Annotated in this window: 16 protein-coding genes; 6 read left to right on the top strand and 10 right to left on the bottom strand. The window is 65.6% G+C overall.

Annotated features, from left to right (window positions below):
• Window positions 1–6: 6 nt before the first annotated feature.
• Window positions 7–1,800 (top strand): IgGFc-binding protein, encoded by a 1,794-nt coding sequence (locus tag AKJ09_RS00535; RefSeq protein WP_146645038.1) that lies wholly within the window; start codon window positions 7–9, stop codon window positions 1,798–1,800.
• A gap of 59 nt (window positions 1,801–1,859) precedes the next feature.
• Window positions 1,860–2,726, top strand: coding sequence for a CPBP family intramembrane glutamic endopeptidase (locus AKJ09_RS00530; protein ID WP_146645036.1), 867 nt, complete (start codon window positions 1,860–1,862; stop codon window positions 2,724–2,726).
• A gap of 67 nt (window positions 2,727–2,793) precedes the next feature.
• On the opposite strand, the gene AKJ09_RS00525 is transcribed toward AKJ09_RS00530, so the two are convergent.
• Complete coding sequence (locus tag AKJ09_RS00525) at window positions 2,794–3,177, bottom strand: VOC family protein (RefSeq protein ID WP_146645034.1); 384 nt, start codon at window positions 3,175–3,177, stop codon at window positions 2,794–2,796.
• On the bottom strand, window positions 3,104–3,580 hold the full coding sequence (locus tag AKJ09_RS55980; RefSeq protein ID WP_169927137.1) for a MerR family transcriptional regulator: 477 nt from the start codon (window positions 3,578–3,580) through the stop codon (window positions 3,104–3,106). Before AKJ09_RS55980 ends, AKJ09_RS00525 begins: the two co-directional genes overlap by 74 nt.
• Window positions 3,581–3,679: 99 nt before the next feature.
• Here AKJ09_RS55980 and AKJ09_RS00515 point away from each other — a divergent pair, with 99 nt between their 5' ends.
• Both AKJ09_RS00515 and AKJ09_RS00510 read left to right on the top strand, forming a co-directional pair.
• Window positions 3,680–5,638 carry a serine/threonine-protein kinase gene (locus tag AKJ09_RS00515; RefSeq protein ID WP_146645030.1) on the top strand — a complete coding sequence of 653 codons (1,959 nt, stop codon included), beginning with the start codon at window positions 3,680–3,682 and terminating at the stop codon, window positions 5,636–5,638.
• A gap of 152 nt (window positions 5,639–5,790) precedes the next feature.
• Window positions 5,791–6,792 (top strand): phospholipase C/P1 nuclease family protein, encoded by a 1,002-nt coding sequence (locus AKJ09_RS00510; protein WP_146645028.1) that lies wholly within the window; start codon window positions 5,791–5,793, stop codon window positions 6,790–6,792.
• A 55-nt stretch (window positions 6,793–6,847) separates the two neighbouring features.
• Here AKJ09_RS00510 and AKJ09_RS00505 read toward each other — a convergent pair whose 3' ends face one another.
• Together AKJ09_RS00505 and AKJ09_RS00500 are read right to left on the bottom strand one after the other, a co-directional pair.
• Window positions 6,848–8,047 (bottom strand): STAS domain-containing protein, encoded by a 1,200-nt coding sequence (locus AKJ09_RS00505; protein ID WP_146645026.1) that lies wholly within the window; start codon window positions 8,045–8,047, stop codon window positions 6,848–6,850.
• Between the two features lie 285 nt (window positions 8,048–8,332).
• Complete coding sequence (locus tag AKJ09_RS00500; RefSeq protein WP_146645024.1) at window positions 8,333–9,268, bottom strand: hypothetical protein; 936 nt, start codon at window positions 9,266–9,268, stop codon at window positions 8,333–8,335.
• A 166-nt stretch (window positions 9,269–9,434) separates the two neighbouring features.
• Here AKJ09_RS00500 and AKJ09_RS00495 point away from each other — a divergent pair, with 166 nt between their 5' ends.
• A complete protein-coding gene (locus tag AKJ09_RS00495) occupies window positions 9,435–9,641 on the top strand; it encodes a hypothetical protein (protein WP_146645022.1) in 207 nt (68 codons plus the stop codon).
• Between the two features lie 528 nt (window positions 9,642–10,169).
• Here AKJ09_RS00495 and AKJ09_RS00490 read toward each other — a convergent pair.
• From AKJ09_RS00490 to AKJ09_RS55450, 5 genes are all read right to left on the bottom strand, one after another.
• Entirely contained in the window at window positions 10,170–10,520 is a 351-nt protein-coding gene (locus AKJ09_RS00490; RefSeq protein ID WP_146645020.1) for a hypothetical protein, read from the bottom strand.
• 461 nt (window positions 10,521–10,981) lie between these two features.
• Window positions 10,982–11,908, bottom strand: coding sequence for a hypothetical protein (locus AKJ09_RS00485; RefSeq protein WP_146645018.1), 927 nt, complete (start codon window positions 11,906–11,908; stop codon window positions 10,982–10,984).
• Between the two features lie 514 nt (window positions 11,909–12,422).
• Window positions 12,423–14,087, bottom strand: a complete 1,665-nt coding sequence (locus tag AKJ09_RS00480) for a CTP synthase (protein WP_146645015.1) — start codon at window positions 14,085–14,087, stop codon at window positions 12,423–12,425.
• Window positions 14,088–14,298: 211 nt separating this feature from the next.
• Window positions 14,299–14,835 (bottom strand): sulfite exporter TauE/SafE family protein, encoded by a 537-nt coding sequence (locus tag AKJ09_RS00475; RefSeq protein ID WP_275936597.1) that lies wholly within the window; start codon window positions 14,833–14,835, stop codon window positions 14,299–14,301.
• Between the two features lie 35 nt (window positions 14,836–14,870).
• Window positions 14,871–15,146 (bottom strand): sulfite exporter TauE/SafE family protein, encoded by a 276-nt coding sequence (locus tag AKJ09_RS55450; protein WP_169927136.1) that lies wholly within the window; start codon window positions 15,144–15,146, stop codon window positions 14,871–14,873.
• Window positions 15,147–15,325: 179 nt separating this feature from the next.
• On the opposite strand from AKJ09_RS55450, the gene AKJ09_RS00465 reads away from it, so the two are divergent.
• Window positions 15,326–17,872 carry a serine/threonine-protein kinase gene (locus AKJ09_RS00465; protein ID WP_169927135.1) on the top strand — a complete coding sequence of 849 codons (2,547 nt, stop codon included), beginning with the start codon at window positions 15,326–15,328 and terminating at the stop codon, window positions 17,870–17,872.
• A 9-nt stretch (window positions 17,873–17,881) separates the two neighbouring features.
• Here the strand turns inward: AKJ09_RS00465 and AKJ09_RS00460 are convergent, their stop codons facing one another.
• Window positions 17,882–20,785 (bottom strand): response regulator, encoded by a 2,904-nt coding sequence (locus tag AKJ09_RS00460; RefSeq protein WP_146645007.1) that lies wholly within the window; start codon window positions 20,783–20,785, stop codon window positions 17,882–17,884.
• Between the last annotated feature and the right edge of the window lie 2 nt (window positions 20,786–20,787).

Below are 20,787 nucleotides of genomic sequence, written 5' to 3'. Positions count from 1 at the left end.
ACTTCGATGGCTAGCTTCATCCGCTCATCCTCGTTGCGCATCGTTTCCGGGATTCTCGGCGTCGGTATCGCCGCGGCCGTGTTTGCCGCTTGTTCGAGCCGTGAGACGTTCGAGACCGAAGGGCCTCCTCCGTTCACCGAAGCCGGCGCAGCCGACGCCGGCGGTGATGGGCAGTGTGGCTTTCACTGTTCGCGAGATCTCAAGCAGGTTCTCGTCGGCTGCGAGGGCGAGGAGCAAGTCGCGCAGCAATGCACCGCGGATCAAGGCTGCGGTGAGGGGCGGTGCGTCGATGCGTGCTCGTCCGCCGAGCTCTCCAAGGGCTCTGCCGGTTGTGATTTCTGGACGGTCCCGCCGGATACCGCCCAATATCGTGGCGGCTGCTTCGCGGCGATGATTGCCAATACGTGGGATCGACCGGTATCGCTGTCGGCGGATTTCGGAAGCGAGCCGCTCGACATTTCACAGGCGACCTACACGGTCGCGGCGAACGACATCAATCCGGTCTACACGCGTCTCACCGGGCCGCTGGCACCGGGCGAGGTGGCGGTGGTGTTCCTCGCCCACGATGCGCTTTCGCCCACGACGGCGAACATCTGCCCGCCGAGTGTCACGCCCGCCATGACGGTCGATCCCGTCGTGCACGGCACGGGCCGCAACAAGGCATTCCACCTCAAGACGGATGCCCCGGTCAGCGCGTATTCGATCTATCCGTACGGCGGTGCCGCATCGATGGTGCCCGCCGCCACGCTGCTGCTGCCCGTCTCGTCGTGGACGAAGGACTACATGGCCGTCGCGCCGTTCGACTTCGGCGAGACCGGCAAGCGCCGCACGCTTCAGATCGTCGCCAATCAAGACGATACCGAAGTTCGCATGACGCCAACGACCGAGATCGTCGGTGCCAACGGCGTGCTTGGTGCAACCACGGGCGTGACCCAGACCTGGACGCTCGCCAAGGGCGAGACGTTGCAGTTCGCCCAGCGATCGCTCTCGGGCAGCCCGATCGAGACGAACAAGCCGGTCGGGCTCTTCGGCGGCGCGGAGTGTACCGAGCTCCCCACGCCGTTCTGCGACACGCTCCAGCAGCAGATTCCGCCGTTCGCCCAATGGGGATCGGAATATGCCGTCGCTCCGTTCAAACCGCGTATTCCGAGTTTCTCTCCGGACGCACGCGAGCAAGTCCCCTACACGATCGTCGGAGCGGCTCCGGGCACCACGTTGACGTACGAACCGTCGCGCCCGCGCGACGCGCCGGAGACCTTGGAGACTGGTCAGATCGTGAGCTTCATCACCGATCAGGTCTTCGTGGTGAAGAGTCAGGACTCCAAGCATCCGTTCCACGTCAACGTGTACATGACGGGCGCCAATTACGGCGGCGGAGGCGGCGTGAGCGCCCGCACCCTCGGCGACCCTGACTTCGTGAACGTTCCGCCGGTCGACCAGTATCTCGATCGCTACGTGTTCTTCACGGACTTCACGTTCCCCGAGACCGCCCTCACGATCGTGCGCAAGAAGACCGCCACGGGCTTCGAGCCGGTCGAGCTCGCTTGTGGCGGCGAGGTCGGCGATTTCCAGCCCCTCGGCTCGAGCGGCCTTTACGAGTTCGCGTGGGTGAAGCTCACGAGCGGCTTTGTCCCGCAAACCTTCCCGAAGGGCACGTGCGGCTACGGCCGTCACGAGGCCCGTAGCAAGGGCGCCTTCGCCATCACGGTCTGGGGCACCGCCATCGACGCCAGCTACGGCTACGTCGGCGGAACGGGCCTGAGGCCCATCAACGACGCCAAGCCCCCCGTCGTGCGATGACGGCGCCTCTCGGCGGTTTGCCGTGGCGCAAGCCGGCGAATCCGTGATTGAACGGTGGAGTGATCCGCCCGTCGTCCGCACGACGTAGCCTCCGGACCTTCTTCGTTGCGCTCGTGGTCGGGACCGCTCTCGTCCAAGGCGCGCTGCTGAGCGGAGGCCGCTCGGTCGATCGGAATCCAGTCCTCGTTTTCACGCTGATGTGGATTCCTGCACTCGCCTCCTTCGTGGCGCGCGCCGTGCACGGGGAGGGTATTCGGGACGTGTCGTTTCGTCTCGGTGGTCGACGTGGCCTCGCGTCGACGGCATTCGCTTGGGGGCTTCCGCTTCTGGTGTGCGCCGTGGCGTACGGCGTGGCGTGGGGGAGCGAGCTCGAGCCGTTTGGAGCGCCTCACGGCCCCTCCGATCCGCTCGTCGTGGCGTTTGGAAAAGTCCTCTTCTCCATGGCGACGTACGTGCTGCCGCTGGGGTGCCTGTCGGCGGCGGGCGAGGAGATCGGCTGGCGCGGCTTCATGCTCACGCGGCTCATCGACGCGCGTGTGCCTAAGCCGGTCTTGGTGAGCGGGCTCGTTTGGGCCGTGTGGCACGAGCCGCTGCTCTTGTCCGGGCAGCTCGTGCGAGGTCCATCGCCATGGCTCGTGGCCGCGATGTTCGTCCCGTGCGTGGTGGCGTGCGCCTACGTCTCCGCGTGGCTGCGTTTGCGTAGCGGTAGTGTGTGGCCACCGATTGTGCTCCACGCCATGTGGAACGACGTAGCGGACGGCGCTTTTGACGCCTTCACGCGTGCCTCGTCCGAGCCGCAGGGGCAGCTCTGGACGGGCAGCGCGGGAATCATCGTGGCATTGACGTGGGCGGCGGTCGCCACGGTGATGTGGCGACGCTGGCCGTTGTCTCTACCGCTCGCGCCAGCTGCGGCGGCGGGGGCGTAGCTGCACAAGCTGCCATTGCCGACGCCCTGCACCGACGTGGCCGTGCCCATCGAGGGCGCGAATCGCTTCACATCCTGTCCGCGGGATTCTTGTCTCGGTGTTCCACGTATTCGACGAGCGTCCCGTCGGGGTGACGAACGAGCATGTTCCATCCTGTCGGCACCTCCTTGGGCGCCTCGAGAATCTCGGCACCTCGGGCGGGGAGGGCGCGGGCGAAGGCTTGGATGTCGTCGACCAGGAACGTTGCGTGCGTGGCGGTGAAGGGCGCGAGGCTGTCGGGCGTTCCTCCGATGAAGAGCAGATTCGCGATTTGCGCCAACTTCAAATTGTATTCGGGATAGTCGAAGCGCAAGCGCGCCTTCTGCTCCACGAGCGCTTCATGGAAGCTCACGGCGAGGTCGAAGTCGGCGATCGGCAGGCAGCGCCGCGCGAGGATGTTGAGTACGTTCATGGTCGGTCCTTCGGGAAGTGGCGGGCGGTTTTGGGGGACGCGCGCTGCTCTGGAGGTCGTTCGCATCGAGGCTCGAGAGACGCTCGGCGACCACCGCGCGTCTGCAGCGAAGGTCGTCGAGCAGGCGGTCGATCTGCGCCAGCTTGGTCTCCAGGGTCGTGCGACAGACTTCGCCGACGACGGGCCCGGACTTCTCGAAGTAAGGCACCACGGTGCGGATCTCCTTGGTGGAGAAGCCCGCCCCGATGAGGTCACGGATCCATTCGGCTCGAAGCAGGTCGCCCGGCGTGAACGTTCGATAGCCGTTCGTCGTACGGGGCGGCCGGAGGAGACCCCGCGCTTCGTAGTGACGGACGACCCGTTCGCTCACGCCCAACTTCTTCGCGAACTCCCGAATGCGCATGACGTCCAGCAGCATGGCGAGCTTGCCACCCTGACGCTAGTGTGAAGGTCAAGTGATTCCGCTCTTCCCTCCGAGGCCGGTATCTCGGACCATAGGGACGTGGCCGAGCTCGATCTCACGGCGATGGCGACGATGTCCGAGGACGAAGTGGCGCGTACCCTCGGCCTCGGAACGCGGGAGCTCGATCAGTTCGTGCGGACGATCGCGCAAAACCCTCGCTCGACGATCGAGCCGGTGGGGGAGCACGCGATGGCGGCGACCCTCGGCCCTCTCGAGGCGTTGACCAGCGGCCCGGAGCCGCGCGAAGACGCGACGGGCCTGTCGATCGGGCGCACCCTCGGCGAAGGCGGCATGGGCGTCGTGCGCGTGGCCATGCAGCGATCGCTCGGGCGTGAGGTGGCCATCAAGACGCTCCGTCCCGAGGGGCGTAGCGAGCTCGCCACGTTGCGCCTTCTTCGCGAGGCGTGGGTGACGGGAGCGCTCGAACATCCCAACATCGTCCCCGTGCACGAGCTCGTGTTCGACGCGCAGCGTGCTCCGATCATCGTCCTCAAACGCATCGAAGGAGCTCCGTGGGAGACCTTGATGCGCGACGCGGCGGAGGTGAAGGCCCGATTCGGCACGACCGATCTGCTCGAATACAATCTCCGAATCTTCGTTCAGGTGTGCAATGCCGTGAGCCTCGCGCACGCGCGCGGAATCCTCCACCGCGATCTCAAACCCGAGAACGTGATGATCGGGAGTTTCGGCGAGGTCTATCTCGTCGATTGGGGAATTGCCGTCAGCCTGCGTGAAGATCCCACGGGGCGCCTGCCGCTGGCCGCCGATGCGAAGGAAGTTGCCGGCACGCCTTGCTACATGGCCCCGGAGATGCTCGGGGCGCTCGAAGGAACGAAGCTCAGCGAGCGTACCGACGTCTATCTCCTCGGTTCGGTTCTCCACGAGATCTTGACCGGAGTGCCGCCACACCAGGGCTCGTTCAAAGAGATTCTGGCGTCCGTTCTGATGTCGTCGCCTTCGTACCCCGAGGGGATCTCCACGGAGCTCGCGGCGATCGCACGGCGGGCGATGGAGCGGCTTCCCGCCGACCGATTCTCATCGGCGGAGGAGCTCCGTCAGCGCATCGAGTGGTATCTCCGTCATCGCGGCTCCCTCGCGCTTTCGGCCGAAGCCAATACGCGTTTCGTCGAACTCCGCGCACTCCTCGAAGCCCCGGGCGATCCCGCTTCGTCACGTGATCGCGCGTATCGACTCTTTGCGGAATGCCGCTTTGCTTTCCGGCAAGCTTTGCGCGAATCCGAGGACAACGTCGAGGCGAAGACCGGCCTCGAGACGGCCATTCGAACGATGGTCGTCTACGAGCTGGAGCGAGGCACCGCCGAGGCCGCCGCGGCAGTGCTCGCCGAGCTTCCGAATCCGCCCTCCGAGCTCTCCGAGCGCGTCGCGAAGGCGCTTGCCCTTCGCGAAGCCGAGAAGCGCAGACTCGAGCGTCTCGAGGCGCTCGATGCCGATCTCGATCCCTCCATCGGGCGCCGCACGCGCGCCTTCGTCGCGATGATCCTCGGACTCCTATGGGTGGTCTTGCCGCAATGGGGAGCTTACGGAGATCGCCACGGCTTCCAACTGCAATGGTGGTCCGCCTACGCGTGGACGAGCGGCGTCGCTGTCATCATGATCGTCCTCGGCGTCTGGGCGCGCGAGTCGCTCTCGAAGACGGCCATGAATCGACGTGGGCGCTCGCTGATGCTCGTTTTCCTCGCCGCGCAACTGGGGCTCGAGCTGGGCTGCAATCTTCTCCGGCTCTCGTTCGACGTGCTCATGGCGCTGCACGTCTTTCTCTGGTTCGTGATTGCCTCATCGTTTGCCGCCGTGGTGGACCGTCGCTTGTGGCCCACGGCAATTGGCTATTTCGCGGCCTTCGTCTTCTTGTGTCTCGTTCCCGAGGCTCGCTGGCATGCCATTACGGTCGCCAACCTCGTTCTGTTGGTGAACGTTCTCCTCGCCTGGGCGTCACTCGACGATCGGCCGAAGCGCTTCGGTGGCACCGGCCGGACCTGATTCTCACCAGGTGACACGAAGCGTCCGCTCGGGGGCGGGGTGGGGGTCGCATTGTCCATCGAGCTGGCGTCGAAGCGGCTCGTTTCACGGCCAATTAACAGTGTCAAATTGCGATGCCTACATGTGGCATGCAGTCTGCAGTCGTCACGAGGATGGCACTGCACCGTTCGCTGCTGGCCCTCCTCGTCGCCTCGTTGGCCTCCCTCATCGCCTGTGCGGCACCCTCCGATGGCAGTGACGACGGTGAGGAGGTCGACAACCAGGAAGCGCACTGGGACGCCCAGAGCGTGACGAACGAGTCGGAGTCGACGCACCTCTGGATCGTCGACCGAGGCATCGACATTCTCGCCCATCACGGCGACTCGGATCCGGTCGCTGCGCGTGCGTGGGGTCTCATGACCAACGCAACGTGCCGCGCTCAGTGGCAGCAGGGCCTCTACGATGCCGACTTCAAGGCGGCCTACAACAACGGGCGGTCGGACCTTCCGCCGAATCCGTCCGACGTTCAGGTCGGTCTGGCCGGCGCGACCTGGGCGAGTCACTTCTACGATCCGGACACGGGGAAGAACTACAAGGGCGAGACGAGCCCTACGGCTTACAGCGAGGCCTCGGCACACCTCTCGCTCGCCAAGGAGAATCACCTCTCCGACGGCAAGGCCAAGGGCTGCTACGAGCTCGGACTCGCACTGCACTACTTCACCGATCTGACGCAGCCGATGCATGCCGCGAACTTCACGGCGGTCAATCGTCCGGCCAAGCTGCATTCGAATCTCGAGGGATATTCGATGGAGCTGCAAGAACGATATCCGCTCGAAGACTGGAGCGGACCGCCGAGCGGCACGACACGCGATTTCCTCGTCAAAACCGCGAAAGACTCCAAGCCGCTCTTCATGGAAGGCGTCGAGGCCATCGTCGCGGCCTACAAGTCCTATACCGGCTGGCGCATTCTCCAGTGTCGCAACATCGATGCAGCCGCGTGGCGGTTCGTCGAGCGCCAGCACGTCGATTATCGCGATTGTTGGGAGGGTAATGCGGGCGTCGATGCCGTCATCGGCAAAACGCTCCGGTTCGCGCAGGAGCGGACGGCCCAATACATCTATCTCGTCGCCAAGGAGATTGGGGGCGACGCCCCGACGACTTCGGGATCTCCCTGATACGAAATTCGGAATCGCGCGGAGCCGTCCCCATTCGGCCCCGCGCGTGCTTCATTCAGTTGCGCGCGGTCGACGTCCCGCTCTCGCTGCGCTCGTGCTGTTCGCGGATACACCAGAGAAGCGCTTCGCGTAGCGAGCGCATGGTCCGCACGGCGGTCAGATCGACACCGAGCGCCACGACGGTCTGCGCCACGGCCGGACGCATTCCACAGAGCACGCCCTCCGTACCGAGGAGTTGGGCGGCGCGGAACAGCTTGATGAGGTGATCGGCCGTCATCGTGTCGATGACCTCGACGCCCGTGAGGTCGACGATGGCGTACTGCGCCTGGCGAGCCGCGATGGCTGCGAGCAGACTGTCCATCATTTCGCTCGTGCGCTGGCTGTCGACGGTGCCGATGATCGGCACGCAGAGGACCTGGTCCCAGATCTGGATGATCGGCGTCGCGAGCGCGCGAATGGTGGCGGTCTGACGCTGAATGAGATCGAGCTTCTCGGCGAGCTCTCGCTCCTTGCGCACCCGTGCGGTCGCATCGATGGCGAGACCGACGACGCCGTGGACGCTGTCGTCGTCTGCCTTCATGGGCAGGATCCAGCTGTCGAAGTGGATGTCGCCGGGGAACTCATCGACCATGCGCGACGATTCTCCCTGGAATCCGCGCTTGGCCGCCTCGAGGACGGGCGTGTAATCCTTGAAGAGGTCGAAGAGATTCTGGCCAACGGCCGCGCCGGGCGTCATGCCGAGCTGGCGTAGCCCCATGCCCTGGTGGGCGAGGAACGTGCCCTTTTCGTCGGTCGACCACAGGACGACCGGCACCGTGTCGACGATGGCGTTGAACGCCTTCAGCATGATCTCCGAACGATCGACGACGGACGCTCGCTCCTGGAGCAACGAGGCGGCGTTCGCATCGGCGAGGCTCGCGAACCCGTCCATCCCGACGAGCTGAATGACGTTCGACGGAGCATCGAGCGTGGCGTGGAAGCGAAGCAGGCGTTCTTCGGCACCCGCGTTCGGCGCTGCGAGGCGGACGTCGAGTCGAGCTTCACCCGAGAGCTGTTCGAAGAAAGCTTTGACGCGCGGAGCGTCACTCACGGCGACGAGATCGACGAGGCTCTTGCCTTCCTCGACCGCGCCCGACACGAACGATTTCCACGCTGCATTGGCGCGCACGAACACGCCTCGGCGATCGAGCAGCGCCAGCGGCGTGGCGGCCGTCTCGAAGAATCGGACAAGCAGTGAATCGACGTTGGGGATCATGTTCCTTCTCTGCGAGGCAGGTCTCGAAGCCGTCCGACGGTCGAGACCGGGGCATTCGATCGCACGCTAGCAAAGACGAACAGCCCGGGGGGCCCTGCGAACCCCACGAATGCATACGCATGGAAGCGCACCTTTCCCGCGCGCTCACGCGCCGACGTTTCTCCGTCCTGGCAACGTTGCCGTCCAGCCGAATGACCTGAACTGTAATGTGGCGAGACCGCAGACTCGACCGATCAGTCCGCCAAGCGCTCGCCTCTCAGCTGCGCGACGACGTGGGCGAAAGGATCATCGCGTCTCGAGCCGCGCCAGCGTCTCGGACCATCGGCGCAGCGCGCTTGCATGGGAAGTGTGACGATGGGCGAGCGCGAGGAGGTAGTCGCTCGCCTTGAGGATGGCTCTCGATTTCCCGAGTTCGGAGGCGAGCGCGTGGACGCTTTGCTCGCGGCAATCCGGAGCATCGAGGGCCTCCAGGAGCGCCTGTTCGGCGAGATCGCGGCGACCGATGGCGAGCGCCGCGAGGCCCCGCGCGATGGGCGGCGAGCCGTTCGGGACGTTCGTGACCACGTCGATTCGTCCGATGTGCTGATCGGCCAATCGCAGCAATCGATGGAGCTCGGAGCCGCGTAGGAGCGCAGCCGTCAGCTTCGCCTCCCAATGCAGGCGAATGCGAGTCTCGAGGTCTTCTTCGAGGAGAAGGACGTTCGCGAGGGCGTGGGCGGCGATCTTCGCGGCGCGCTTCTGTCGGTCGCCCGGAGCCCAGCGATTGGTCAAGCCTACGAACAGCGATGCTTTGCGATACCACCAAGTGACATCGCCCGCGGCGATCTCGTCGGCTTGGTGATGCGTCTCTTCGGCAAAGTCGAAGTCGTGCTCGGCCATCGACCAAGCGGCATTGGCGTGCACGATGAGCGGGTGCTCAGGCTGCGCGAGGGCGAATTGCCAGGCGCCGAGACCGCGCTCCGTGTGCTCCTCCGGCATGGCCCAATAGAGGCCGAGATCGAGGGCGGGGTGATGTTCGACGAACCACAGCGTCTGATCGAGATCGCGGCGATCTTCGTGACGCGCATGACGCGCGCGTCCGTGAAGCCGGAGACGACCTTCGAGATCATCCGGCCGCGCGGCGACGGCTTGTTCGAGCCGCCGCACGTCGTCGTCGAGAAGCTTGGCGCCATCGTCGCAAAGCTCCGTGTGCGCATTCCGAGGCGATTGACGAAGCCACATGCAGACCCCTCCCACTCCGAATCCGCTCGGCCCAGCGAGGAGGATTCTCTCACGGGAAATGCGGCCGTGGGGGGCGAGTGTGAGCGAGTCCTCACGTCACGATGTGCGTGCTTGGAATGAATGATGCGCGCGCGGCCTGGCATCCGCCATGCGTTCCCTAGAACGAATGAACTTTCATGTCGGGGAACAAGCCGTCGAACGCGAGGGCATCCGGTGGCACCACCCCGCCGCACGCGACGGTGCCGACTCGGGCGTCGATGGCGCCGTCGACGACAAGAGTGTCGTCGTTCGCTTCGCGAACAAGTACGGCTTCGCCGACGGCAAGGTCATCGAAGCGCTCCAAGATCGGAAGAACACGACGGGACGATCCTGACGACGGTCGATGGCAGCCCGAAGTCGATCGACGCGACGTGACGACGGAGCCTACGTCTTCGCCGACGTTCCAACGGGCCCGTAAGTGCTCGAACTTCGAATACAGTACGACCAGGAGGGAAGGACCCTCCGTATGTCGTCCGGTACTCGATTGACGATGGGGCGCCTACGGTCCGTTTGGGGGGCAACTACTGGACCCGAAAAGAGACCACGCCCTGACGGAAAGGACCAAGCTCGCCCTGACCGTCAGCAATGCGCAAGGATTCAATTGCTACGACTCCATCGATTGGATTGGTCTTCATTCGTACTTCTACCGATCGGCAACGTTCGATGTCGTCGATGGGCAGACGAACGTTCCGAACGAGGGAGACACGACGAGCTCGAATTGGACGTTAGGGGCGACGACGTGAAGATCGTCCACAGTCGTAGCTCTCACCTCGACGTTCCGAAGAACGCGGCCGATCCAATCGATCGCTTCACGCCGCGGCAGAGGGCGGCGCTCTATTCGGGATTGTCCTGCGTGAGCGCCCTACGCCGACGTTCGTTCCCAGATCTTCATCGAGCCGGGATTCGCGGCGTCGAGGGCGTCGAGGCTTTCCTGGTCGGCTTTGGGCATCGTGTTGTAGAGGCGCTGGGCCTCGAGTTCGTCGTCCGCGTCGCACGCGAAAGTGAAGGCGGTCGTGACGTGCATCGACATCCCCGCGCTGGCTTCGGCGCTGTTCGGGGCGATGGTCACGATATGGCGGAAGCCCTCTTCCGCATCGAGGAGCAGAAGGCGCGCGACGGGCGACTTGGCCTTTAGCGCGGCAAGATACTTGAGCATCAATCGTCGATAATTGTCGTACGCTGCTGGGTAAGTCTGGGCGGGCGGATCACGCATGCGAGCTCGACGTCCTCCATTGCAGCCTGGCTCGACCCGCGCTGCGAGGCAAGACCCAGCCGTGCCTCACGACGCTCGGAAATGCGGCCGGACGTCGGGACTCGCCACTTCGCGCCAGCGAGCGCGCTGATGAAGACGGATTTGCCATTATCCGAATGATGACGCTCACTCGGGCGGCGACGTTGCGTACGGAGTTGGGGGCACCCGACAGCCCTCCCGCTCGTCGAGCGCGGTGCTTGTGGATCATCGTTCGAGACGATCGATTTGCGGACTTTGCGCGGGTTCGTGAGATCGCGGCGGGCGGCGATCTCCCTGAGAGCCGGGGGCTGGAGTGCTCTCGATGCCGCTTCAGTGGCGCTGGGCTCGTCGTCGCGTTCCTTCTTGCTCTTGTGCGCGGACAAAAGTACGACGCCCCACCTCATGAAGAGGCAGAGCGTCGAACTACTGGCGTCGGGTCGTGATTACTGTGCCGCGACGCAGGCGCTCTTGCCGCCCGGCAGTGCCATGCACTTCCAGCTCGCCTGATCGGCCACGACCGTGGTGCAGTCGGCGTTCGTCGAGCACTCCTTCATGCACTGACCCTGCGCTTTCGTGGGGTTGCCGTTGAAGGCCGTCGGATCGATTCCAACGACGTGGCAGGCGAGTCCGTCCGGACACGTCTTGCTGTCGCCGACGACGCAGACCTTCGAGCAATAACCTTCTTTGCCAGCAGGGAAGATACACCCGCAATCCGTGTCGGCCGTGCAAGCCTGCCCCGGAGCCTTCGGGTAGACCGTCTTGGTCTTCACGCAGGCACCGCTCTCGACCTCACACTTGTCGCCACCGGTGCAGTCGGAGTCTGCGGTGCAGTAGTACGTGCACTCGCCAACCGCGCCACCTGCTCCGTCATCCGCGAGGAGCATGCAGGCGTTCTTGCCGGAGCAGGCCGTGGTGACTGCGGTCGCCGATGCCGTGCACTTCGGGAAGCAGGTGCCCTGGCCGGTGTCCCCGTAGTCGTCACAGATCGTCGTCGGGCCATCGCACTCGGTGAGGTCACCCGAACAGCTGCCGAGGCAGATGGGAGACGCGTAGACCGTGCCGTCGTTGTAGGCCTCGTTCGAGCACGCCGATGCGACCGCTCCAGAGCAATCCGCGCTGCTTGAGCAGGAATCGCCGACCTTCGCCGTCCCGCCACCATTGTCGCCGCCATCCGGAACACTAGGCTTCGGCTTGCCCGAGTCCTTGCCTGCGTCCTTCGTCGTCGCACCCGAGTCCTTCTTCGTGCCCGGCGTGTTGGTGTCGTCGCCCGCGTCGGTGTCGTCGAGGACCGCTGAGTTGTTGTTGGAGGAGGAGCACGCGATCAAAATCGCGCACGCAAACAAAGAGCCGAGAACGAGCTTCGAACGCATGTGCGGGGACCTCCCAAAAAGAAGGGCGTGTCGTAGTGCGATTATTACGTCCAGGAAAGGTCACGTTTGCGTCTCTGCTCCGATAACCCCTCGTTTCACGCCAGAATTGCGTCAGAGACCGCGATCGACTTCGGTCCCGCTGCGACAGTTTCGGCCAGGTTGGTACGATCAGATCCGACCGACATCGAGTTCTGATTGCGTTGAGTTCTGATTGCGACAGCTTGGCTCATAGATTCGACCGACATTGAGGTCTGACCGCGGACTGCGACAGCATGGTCCGTAGAATCGACTGACATTGAGCTCTCGCTGCGACAGCTTGGCTCATAGATTCGACCGACATTGAGGTCTGACTGCGGACTGCGACAGCATGGTCCGTAGAATCGACTGACATTGAGCTCTCGCTGCGACAGCGTGGCTCATAGACTCGACCGACATTGAGTTCTGGCGGCGGACAAAACAGAGACGCCGCGCGAGGGAAGGGCCCTGGCGCGGCGTCGCGTAAAGGAGAGAGCGGTTAGTTCGAGACGTGCGGCTGGCTCTCGGTGGGCTTGCGGCCTTCGCGGGCGCGGGCGGTCTGGCGCTCGAGGGCGGCGCGGACGAAGCGGGCGAAGAGCGGGTGGGGCTGCGTGGGCTTGCTCTTGAATTCCGGGTGGAACTGGCAGCCGACGAAGTAGGGGTGGTCCTTCAGTTCGACCATCTCGACGAGCTTGCGATCGGGAGAGGTGCCCGAGAGGATGAGGCCCGCCTTCTCGAGAGGCTCGCGGTAGTCGTTCGCGAACTCGTAGCGGTGGCGGTGGCGCTCGCTGATATCCGTCGCGCCGTAGGCTTCGGCCGCCACGCTGCCGGCGAGGAGCGTGCAGGGGAAGCCGCCGAGGCGCATGGTGGCGCCCTTCGTGCGGACGTTGCGCTGGTCGGGCATCAGGTCGATGACCGCGTGCTGCGTATCGCGATCGAACTCGGCGGAGTTCGCGTTCTCGAGGCCGGCCACGCTGCGTGCGAACTCGACGACCGCGAGCTGCATGCCGAGGCAGATGCCGAAGAACGGAATCTTGTTCGTGCGCGCGTACCCGATCGCCTGGATCTTTCCTTCCGTGCCGCGGTCGCCGAAGCCACCGGGGACGAGGACGGCGTCGACACCGGCGAGGAACTTCTCGGCACCTTCGCGCTCGACCTGCTCGGAGTCGATGTACTCGAGCTCGACGCGAACGTCGTTGGCGATGCCGCCGTGGACGAGCGCTTCGTTGAGCGACTTGTACGCGTCCTTGAGGTGAACGTACTTGCCGACGACGCCGATCTTGATGGCGCCCTTCGACGGCTTCTTGAAGCGGTCGACGATGCGCTGCCAGGCCGAGACGTCGGGGCTGCGGCTCCAGATGTTGAGGCGCTCGGCGATGAGGTCGTCGAGGCCCTCCGAACGGAGGTGGAGCGGAAGCTCGTAGATGCAGGAGACGTCGATCGCGCTGATGACCGCGTCGACCGAGACGTTCGAGAAGAGCGCGATCTTGTCCTTCGTGGACTTCGAGAGCAGCTGCTTCGTGCGGCAGATGAGGATGTCGGGCTGGATACCGATCTCGCGCATCTCCTTGACCGAGTGCTGCGTGGGCTTCGTCTTCAGCTCGCCCGCCGTCTCGATGTACGGCACGAGCGTGACGTGGACGCTGACCGCGTTCTGCGGGCCCGCTTCGATCTTCAGCTGACGAATCGCCTCGAGGAAGGGAAGCGACTCGATGTCACCGACGGTGCCGCCGATCTCGATGATGGCGACGTCGACGTTCTCGGTGGCATCGCGGACGCGCTGCTTGATCTCGTCGGTGATGTGGGGAATGACCTGGACGGTCGCGCCGAGGTACTCGCCACGGCGCTCCTTGGAGATGACCGCCTCGTAGATGCGGCCGGTGGTGAAGTTGTTCGCACGCGTCATACGGGCGCTGGTGAAGCGCTCGTAGTGGCCGAGATCGAGATCGGTCTCGGCTCCGTCGTCGGTCACGAAGACCTCGCCGTGCTGATACGGGCTCATCGTGCCCGGATCCACGTTGATGTACGGGTCGAGCTTCATGATGGTGACCCGCAGGCCACGTGCTTCGAGCAGCGCTCCCACCGATGCGCTCGTCAGACCCTTGCCGATCGACGACACGACACCGCCCGTCACGAACACGTACTTGGTGGGCTTACGGCTCATCGAAACGCCTCCGGGTTTGTTTAGCCAGTGAACAGAAATGGCTGAAGGAAGACAAAAAGGCTCCGCCTACGGAACCTCTCGTCCGACCCGGACGCGGCGATTAGCATAACGCGTCAGAGACCCCAAGGCTCACAGGCCACGTTCGTGAATCGATTTTGAGCCTGGAAAAATGCAAGCGCGAGCGCGCAGGTTGACGCCCCGCGAGGTTGCTCTATTGAAGAGACTGCACGCGTGCCCTCTCCGCATTTTTGATGCGGAGCCAGGCCAGTCCCACGAGGCTCGGCTGAACCACGAGCGCGGCAGCCACGAGCGGTAGAGGTGCACCGAGACGGGCGAGCTCTTTGCCCACGGTGAGCATCGCCATCGACACCACGATCCACGCGAAGCCCAGGCGGAGCTTCGCGGGCGTGACGTGCTGCGACGCTTGCGCCCCGACGAGACTGCCCATCACCGCACTGAGGCCCACAAGACCGGCGAGACCGAAGTCGACCGACGTATGCGCGATGTGCCCGAGCACGGCGGCGAAGCACTGCATGCCGATCACGACGAGCGACGTACCGACGGCATCCGCCATCGCGAGCCCACCGAACACGACGAGCGCCGGCACCACGAGAAAGCCGCCGCCTGCGCCGACCATGCCCGAGACGAAGCCTGCGCCGGCCCCGACGACCGCGCCCTTCACGAGCGACATCGCTCGCTCGCCTTCACGACGTCCGCGAAGCATCGCGGTGGCCGAGAGCATCATCATCGTCGCGAGGCCCAGCAGAAGAACGGGGGCCGGAATCAGCTTCGCGATGCGTCCTCCCCGAACGCGCCCGCCATGCCGGCGAGACCGAAGACGATCGCCGTCTTGAACTGCACGCGGCCCGCGCGGGCGTGAGGCACGACCGCCAGCACGCTCGTTGCGCCGACGACGACAAGCGAGGTGACGATCGCGCGCTTCGTCTCCAAGCCGACTACGTACACGAGGAGCGGCACCATGAGGATGCCCCCGCCGGCACCCAACATGCCGAGGGAGATTCCGATCACGAAGGCGAGAAGGGCGGCGACGACCAGCACGGGGCGCGGGAAACTAGCACCAGTAACGGGCAGAAAGGCCCAATCCCGTGACGGGAGACGGTCTGAATCGTGACACGACGCAACGGCCATCACGGCCGCCCTTGCTCGTTTCATGACGCGCTGCTTCACGTCGGACGTGTCGAGGCACACGGTCGAGCTGAATCTGGTACTTTGTCGGGGTGGTAGAACGCGCCCTTCTGGGGGGCCGCTACGAGGTCGGGGTACCGATCGGTGCCGGTGGCTTCGCGACCGTCTTTCGTGGGCGCGATCGCCAAGCGAACCTGGACGTTGCCATCAAGCTCGTCGCGCGTGGTCTCGACGGGGGCACACAGGCCGACCGCCTTCGCGTCGAGGCCGCGGCGCTCAAGAAGATCACGTCGCGGCACGTCGCGCGCGTGCACGACTTCGGTGAAGACGAGTCGAACGCATGGCTGGTGACCGAGCTCGTCGACGGCGTTCCGCTCGCCCCCGATGCACTCGGTCGCGCACTCTTGCCTCATGAAGTCCTGCGCGTTGCGCGCGGTCTGCTCGAAGGCCTCTCGGCGGCCCACGAGGCGGGGATCGTCCACGCCGACGTCAAGCCGAGGAACATCCTCCTTCCTCGCGCGAAGGACGCCCTCGACGGCGCGAAGCTCGTCGACTTCGGCCTCGCGCGCATGACCACGCGCGCCGAGCTTGCACGTGAACTCGGCGAAGAATTGCCGGCGAGCGGTGTCGTGTTCGGAACGGCGCGCTACATGGCGCCGGAGGTCCTCACCGGCAGCCCTTCCGACGCACGCGCGGATCTCTACGCCGCCGGCCTCGTGCTCTTCGAGCTCCTCGGCGAAGGCGCGCTCTTCCACGGGGCTACTACCCGCGAGGAGCTTCGCGCACGCCTCACGGCCGATCCCTCGCTCGATGGTCGCGTGCCGCCTCCGCTGTCGCTCGTACTCGCGCGCATGCTCGCGCGCGATCCGCGTGAACGCTATGCCGACGCGGCCGACGCGCTGAGCGCCATCGTCGACCTCGACACCGCGCCCGTGGTGCTCGCCTCCGAAGAGGCCGTGACCAGCGTTCGACACGGTCCCATTTCGGCCATGCGCCCGCCCGCGCGAGGAACGCCGCTTCCCAATTCGCCCACGCGGCCCCCTGAAATCGCGATTCCGAGCGCGACCCAGACCTCTCTTCGCAGGACCTCGTCGTTCTCCGCGTCTCCCGCGCCACCGTCGGTGAGGCCCTCGCAGACGCCGTCGAGCAGCACGGGCGTGACGCGCGTGCCCGTCTTGCCGCCCGATCCCTCCGAAGGCCTCTTCGAGGTTCTCTACCACCTCGATCTCGCCATGCTCGACGCGTTTGCGCGGCGCGAGCGAGGCAACGCGAACGGCCGCATTGCACGGGCCACGGCGCTGGTTCTTCGTCTCGAGCTCGACGCCGCGGCCCTCATTCTCGAACCTCTGCTTCCACAAAGCGATCTCGCACGCGCCCTCGGCATCTCGTTTCTCCTTCCGCGTGCGCGGCGCATCACCCGTGCGCGCGTCGAGTCCGATCGCGACGATCGCTGGCTCGACACGATGCCTGCGAACATGGCGGCGCTCTGCGCGGCCGCGGCCACCGCGCTCTCCAATGGTGACGAGCTCGAACGCGACGCCCGGCGGTGCAAGCGTGCCCTCGAGCGTCTCGCCGCGGAAGACCAGTCCGCCACGGCGCAATTGCGACTCACCCTCGAGATCGCGGCGACCACCACGAGCGTTCGGAGCTCGGAAATTCCGGCCGCGGAAGGCGTCGAGCGCATTCAGTCGCTCATCGGTCGATCGAACGGAGAGTCCCGAGCAGCCACGGCACTCGATCGAATTCTCCGAGGCCTGCTCACCTCGATGGTCGTTCTGCGCGTCGACGAAGCGCTCGCGCGAGACGAGCTCGAACGCGTCGCACGCGTGGCCGTCGATTGCGGTGCCACGCTCTTCGAGGTGTGCGCGTCGACGTCGTGGGGGCGCCTCCTCGTCCTCGATCCGTCTCGCGCCAAGCGCGGAATGGTCGTCCTCGAGCGGACAACCTCGCTTCTGTCGCTCGGTGACGTGCCGCTGCTCGAGCACGACGCCGAACATCATCTCGGCGCGGCTCTGGCCGTCGAAGGCCATTGGGCGCAGGCACTGCCTCGCTTGCGCAACGCGCGTCGTGCCGCTCTCGCCGAGCGCGCCATGACGATCGAATTGCTCTCGGCCTCTCTCGAGGTGCTCGGCCATCTCGCGATGGGAAGCCGCAATGACTCCGAAGATGCCCTGGCGACGCTCGGCAATGCGCGCCTCGGAAGCACGGCAGGCGGCCTCGCCGGGCTTGCGTGGATCACGCAGTCACTCGACGCGCTTCTGGCCGGCGAACGCGAAGCCGCCGAAGATGCTCTTGCCGAGGCAAATGCGCGTGTGCGCGAGGTCGCCGCTGGAGCGCACGGGGTCGAGGCGTTCGTGCTCACCTCGGTGATGACGATCTTGTTCGAAGCCGTTCGTCGTCAGGAGCGCGGGGCTCCGAGCAACGTGCTCGACTTGGCGGCCGAGCTCGAACACTTCGTGCACGCGCGCGGGTTTTCGTCGTTCTATTGGTTCGATGTCCTCGCCAAGGCCCTCGAACGCATCGAAGAGCCCACGGTGCGCATGCCGATGCAAGACGCGCTCTCCCGCCTCACCGTGCTGCTCGGGCCGTCGGGCCGGCTCTCGCGCGAGCGCAGGACGAGCGCGCCTCCGTCCGCCTAGAGCACACGCTCACGCCTTCGGATGCGCACGCGATCCGAGGGCCGAAGAGATCGCCTCGAGCAGCTCGCGACGGCTGACCGGCTTCGTCACGTACGCCACGCAGCCGGCGTCGAGCGCGCGCTCGGCATCGCCGACCATGGCCTGTGCGCTGAGTGCGATGACGGGTATGCCGTCGAGGTTCGGATCCCGACGAATCGCGCGCGTCGCGTCGAGGCCATCCATGCCGGGCATCCGGATGTCCATGAGGACCACGTCTGGTCGCGAGGTGCGCGCGATCTCGAGCCCCGCTTCGGCGCTGTCGGCCTCGAGCACCTCCATCGATGCGCTTTCGAGCATGGCCCGTGCGACGCGACGATTCGTCGTGTTGTCGTCGATGACGAGAACGACGGCGTGTTTGCGTCGCGCGAGAAGGCCCTGGATGCCGTCGACGAATCCGCGATCGGTCATCACGCCCTTCTGGACGAGGAAGACGCCGAGCGACGTGAGCTCGCGGTGCAGGGGAGGCGGCAGATCGCCCGTGGCGAGGCCGACGATGGCGGCGCCGCGCGTGGCTTGTGACGAGCGGACCTCCCGAACGAAGTCGAAGGCTCCGCTCGCATCGAGGTCGACGACGAGCAGGCCGAACCGGCTCGAGCCAAGCGCGCTGCGTGCGGCTTCGAACGACGACGAGGTCTCGGCATGATGACCGGCTCGCAAGAGCAGATCTCTCGCGACCAGCGCCTCGTCTTCGGTCCCCATCACCACGAGCACTCGCTCGGCCGAGTCGTCAGGCGGCGCGACCGTGCGAGGAAGAACCGAGACCGTCCTGGTGACGGTCGTCGACGTCGTGGACGTCATGGGCACGTGCACGCCGCCGCGCCGCTTCGGGAGGGTGAAGTAGAACGTGGTGCCGCCCTTCGGCCCGGGTTCGAACGCGATGGTGCCGCCCATCGCCTCCACGAGCTGCCGTGAGATGGAGAGGCCGAGGCCCGTGCCGGTGCGCGAGGCGATGCCGGCCTCGAGCTGCGCAAAGGGCTGGAAAACGCGCGCGACCTCTTCGTGGCGGATCCCGGGCCCGGTGTCGGTGACGGCGATGCGTACCACGTCGTTCGTGGCTTTGACGACGACGTCGACCCGTCCCTCGCGCGGCGTGAACTTCACCGCGTTCGAGAGCAGATTCACCATGATCTGTCGAACGCGTGCCGGATCGGCGTGAATCTCGACGTTCGCCGGCAGCAGCGTCGCGATGGAGATGTCCTTCGCGCCTGCCGCGGGCCGGAGCAATTGCACGGCCGCGGTGATGGGCTCGCGAACGTCGACGTCGACCAGCTGCAGGTCCATGTGGCCGGCCTCGACCTTCGCCAGATCGAGCAGGTCGTTGACGAGGCCGAGCAGCTGTCGCGCGGCCCCTTCGATGTCCGCCACGTGACGCCGCTGCACGCCCGAGAGCTCTCCGGCGCCGTTCGCGAGCAGGACGTCCGAGAAGCCAATGACGGCGTTGAGGGGCGTCCGCAGCTCGTGCGACATCGTCGAGAGAAAGTCGCTCTTGGCGCGCGACGCGCGGGCAAGCTCGTCGGTGCGGAGGGTGAGGGTGGCCTGCTTGCTCAGAAGCTCTTCACGCTGAGCAACGAGCTCCTCTTCCTGGACGCGCAGCTCCTCGTTCTGGCTTGCGAGCTCCTCGTTGGCACCGGCGAGCCGCTGGCCGAGCTCCGCGGTCTTGTCGTTCGCCGCGGCGTTCTCGAGGGCCAGGGCGATGCGCTGCAGGAACCGGTCGAGGACGGCGATGCGCTCCTTCGGCAGCGTGCCGCCGAGCTCGATGATCCCCACGAATCGACCGGCAATGGTGATCGGGCTCGCGACGATGGTGCTGGGGACGATGTCGACGGCGGCCGTGCGGAGCACGTGGCTCTTCTGCTGGTCGACGTCGTCGACGCGAACGAGCTTGTTCGTTTGCAAGGCCTCGTTCACGAGTGCGTCGGGCTGCTGGTCGTTCGCGTCGATGCCGACGGAGGCGACGCGCCTTAGACCATCGGGCGTGTCGAGCCACAGGATTCCGAAGAGACACGCCTGATCTTCGACGATCGCGCGAAGGCCTACTTGCGCCACCTTCGCGAGCGAACCGCCTTCGGCGAGGGCGGTGACGAGCTCGGTGAAACGAAGCTCTCGCGCCCGGTCCTCCTCGAGTCGTGTGTGCAGCTCGGCGAGCGATCGACCGAGAACGCGCACCTCGCGAACGCCCGTGAGAGCGAGGAGGTCCTTGGTGGTCACGCGCCCACCCTCGGCGAACGATACGAGGCGATCGAGCGGTGCTTCGATCTGTCGCATGGCCAGCAAGGCGATGGCCACCATGAGGGCCATGATGCTGAGCGTGAGTGCGATCTGGTCGCGAACGAGCTCGTCTTCGAAGGTCGAGAGGCCGGCGCGCTGTTCGGCCTGGAGCTTCTGGACGATGCCGCGCAGTGCCTCGAGGTCGACGCGAATCCTGTCCATCCGCCGCTTGCCGTCGGCGTTGCGCTCGTAGCGCTCCTCCTCCGAGAGCGTGAAGACCTTCGGATCGGTGAGCGGTCGACCCACGGTGTCGATCCACTCGCTCACGTCTTTCTGGACGCGCTGCGCCCAGACTTGCGCCTCCGGCGTGTTCGGCGCGCGCGCCAAGAGCTCGTCGAGCACGACGCGTTGCTCGGCCTCGGCTTTCGTGTACGGACTGAGAAACGCGTGATCCTTCGTGACGAGAAAGCCTCGCACGCCGGTCTCCAGATCGATCGCCATCGCCTGGACGCGATCGACCGCCTGCGCCGCGCGCTCCCGCCGGAGCGCGATCTCGTCGAACTGCGCGATGGTCGCGTGGAAGCTGCGGTACGCGAAGTATCCGCGGCCCATCGAGACCAACATCAGGGCCGAAAACACACCGATGAGAAAGGTACGTGCGCGCATCG

The sequence above is a fragment of the Labilithrix luteola genome (assembly GCF_001263205.1).
GTDB classification, from domain to species: Bacteria; Myxococcota_A; Polyangia; order Polyangiales; family Polyangiaceae; genus Labilithrix; species Labilithrix luteola.
Note: the sequence above shows the minus strand (reverse complement) of the source record. Positions and strands in the feature narration are given on the sequence as shown.

Bases quoted from the DNA above. Each gene is read 5' to 3' on its own strand.
- AKJ09_RS00535 (WP_146645038.1), top strand. From the start codon at position 7: ATGGCTAGCTTCATCCGCTCATCCTCGTTGCGCATCGTTTCCGGGATT.
- AKJ09_RS00525 (WP_146645034.1), bottom strand. From the start codon at position 3,177: ATGAACGTACTCAACATCCTCGCGCGGCGCTGCCTGCCGATCGCCGAC.
- AKJ09_RS55980 (WP_169927137.1), bottom strand. From the start codon at position 3,580: ATGCGCATTCGGGAGTTCGCGAAGAAGTTGGGCGTGAGCGAACGGGTC.
- AKJ09_RS00510 (WP_146645028.1), top strand. From the start codon at position 5,791: ATGGCACTGCACCGTTCGCTGCTGGCCCTCCTCGTCGCCTCGTTGGCC.
- AKJ09_RS00505 (WP_146645026.1), bottom strand. From the start codon at position 8,047: ATGATCCCCAACGTCGATTCACTGCTTGTCCGATTCTTCGAGACGGCC.
- AKJ09_RS00500 (WP_146645024.1), bottom strand. From the start codon at position 9,268: ATGTGGCTTCGTCAATCGCCTCGGAATGCGCACACGGAGCTTTGCGAC.
- AKJ09_RS00495 (WP_146645022.1), top strand. From the start codon at position 9,435: ATGAACTTTCATGTCGGGGAACAAGCCGTCGAACGCGAGGGCATCCGG.
- AKJ09_RS00490 (WP_146645020.1), bottom strand. From the start codon at position 10,520: ATGCGTGATCCGCCCGCCCAGACTTACCCAGCAGCGTACGACAATTAT.
- AKJ09_RS00485 (WP_146645018.1), bottom strand. From the start codon at position 11,908: ATGCGTTCGAAGCTCGTTCTCGGCTCTTTGTTTGCGTGCGCGATTTTG.
- AKJ09_RS00480 (WP_146645015.1), bottom strand. From the start codon at position 14,087: ATGAGCCGTAAGCCCACCAAGTACGTGTTCGTGACGGGCGGTGTCGTG.
- AKJ09_RS00475 (WP_275936597.1), bottom strand. From the start codon at position 14,835: ATGATGATGCTCTCGGCCACCGCGATGCTTCGCGGACGTCGTGAAGGC.
- AKJ09_RS00460 (WP_146645007.1), bottom strand. From the start codon at position 20,785: ATGCGCGCACGTACCTTTCTCATCGGTGTGTTTTCGGCCCTGATGTTG.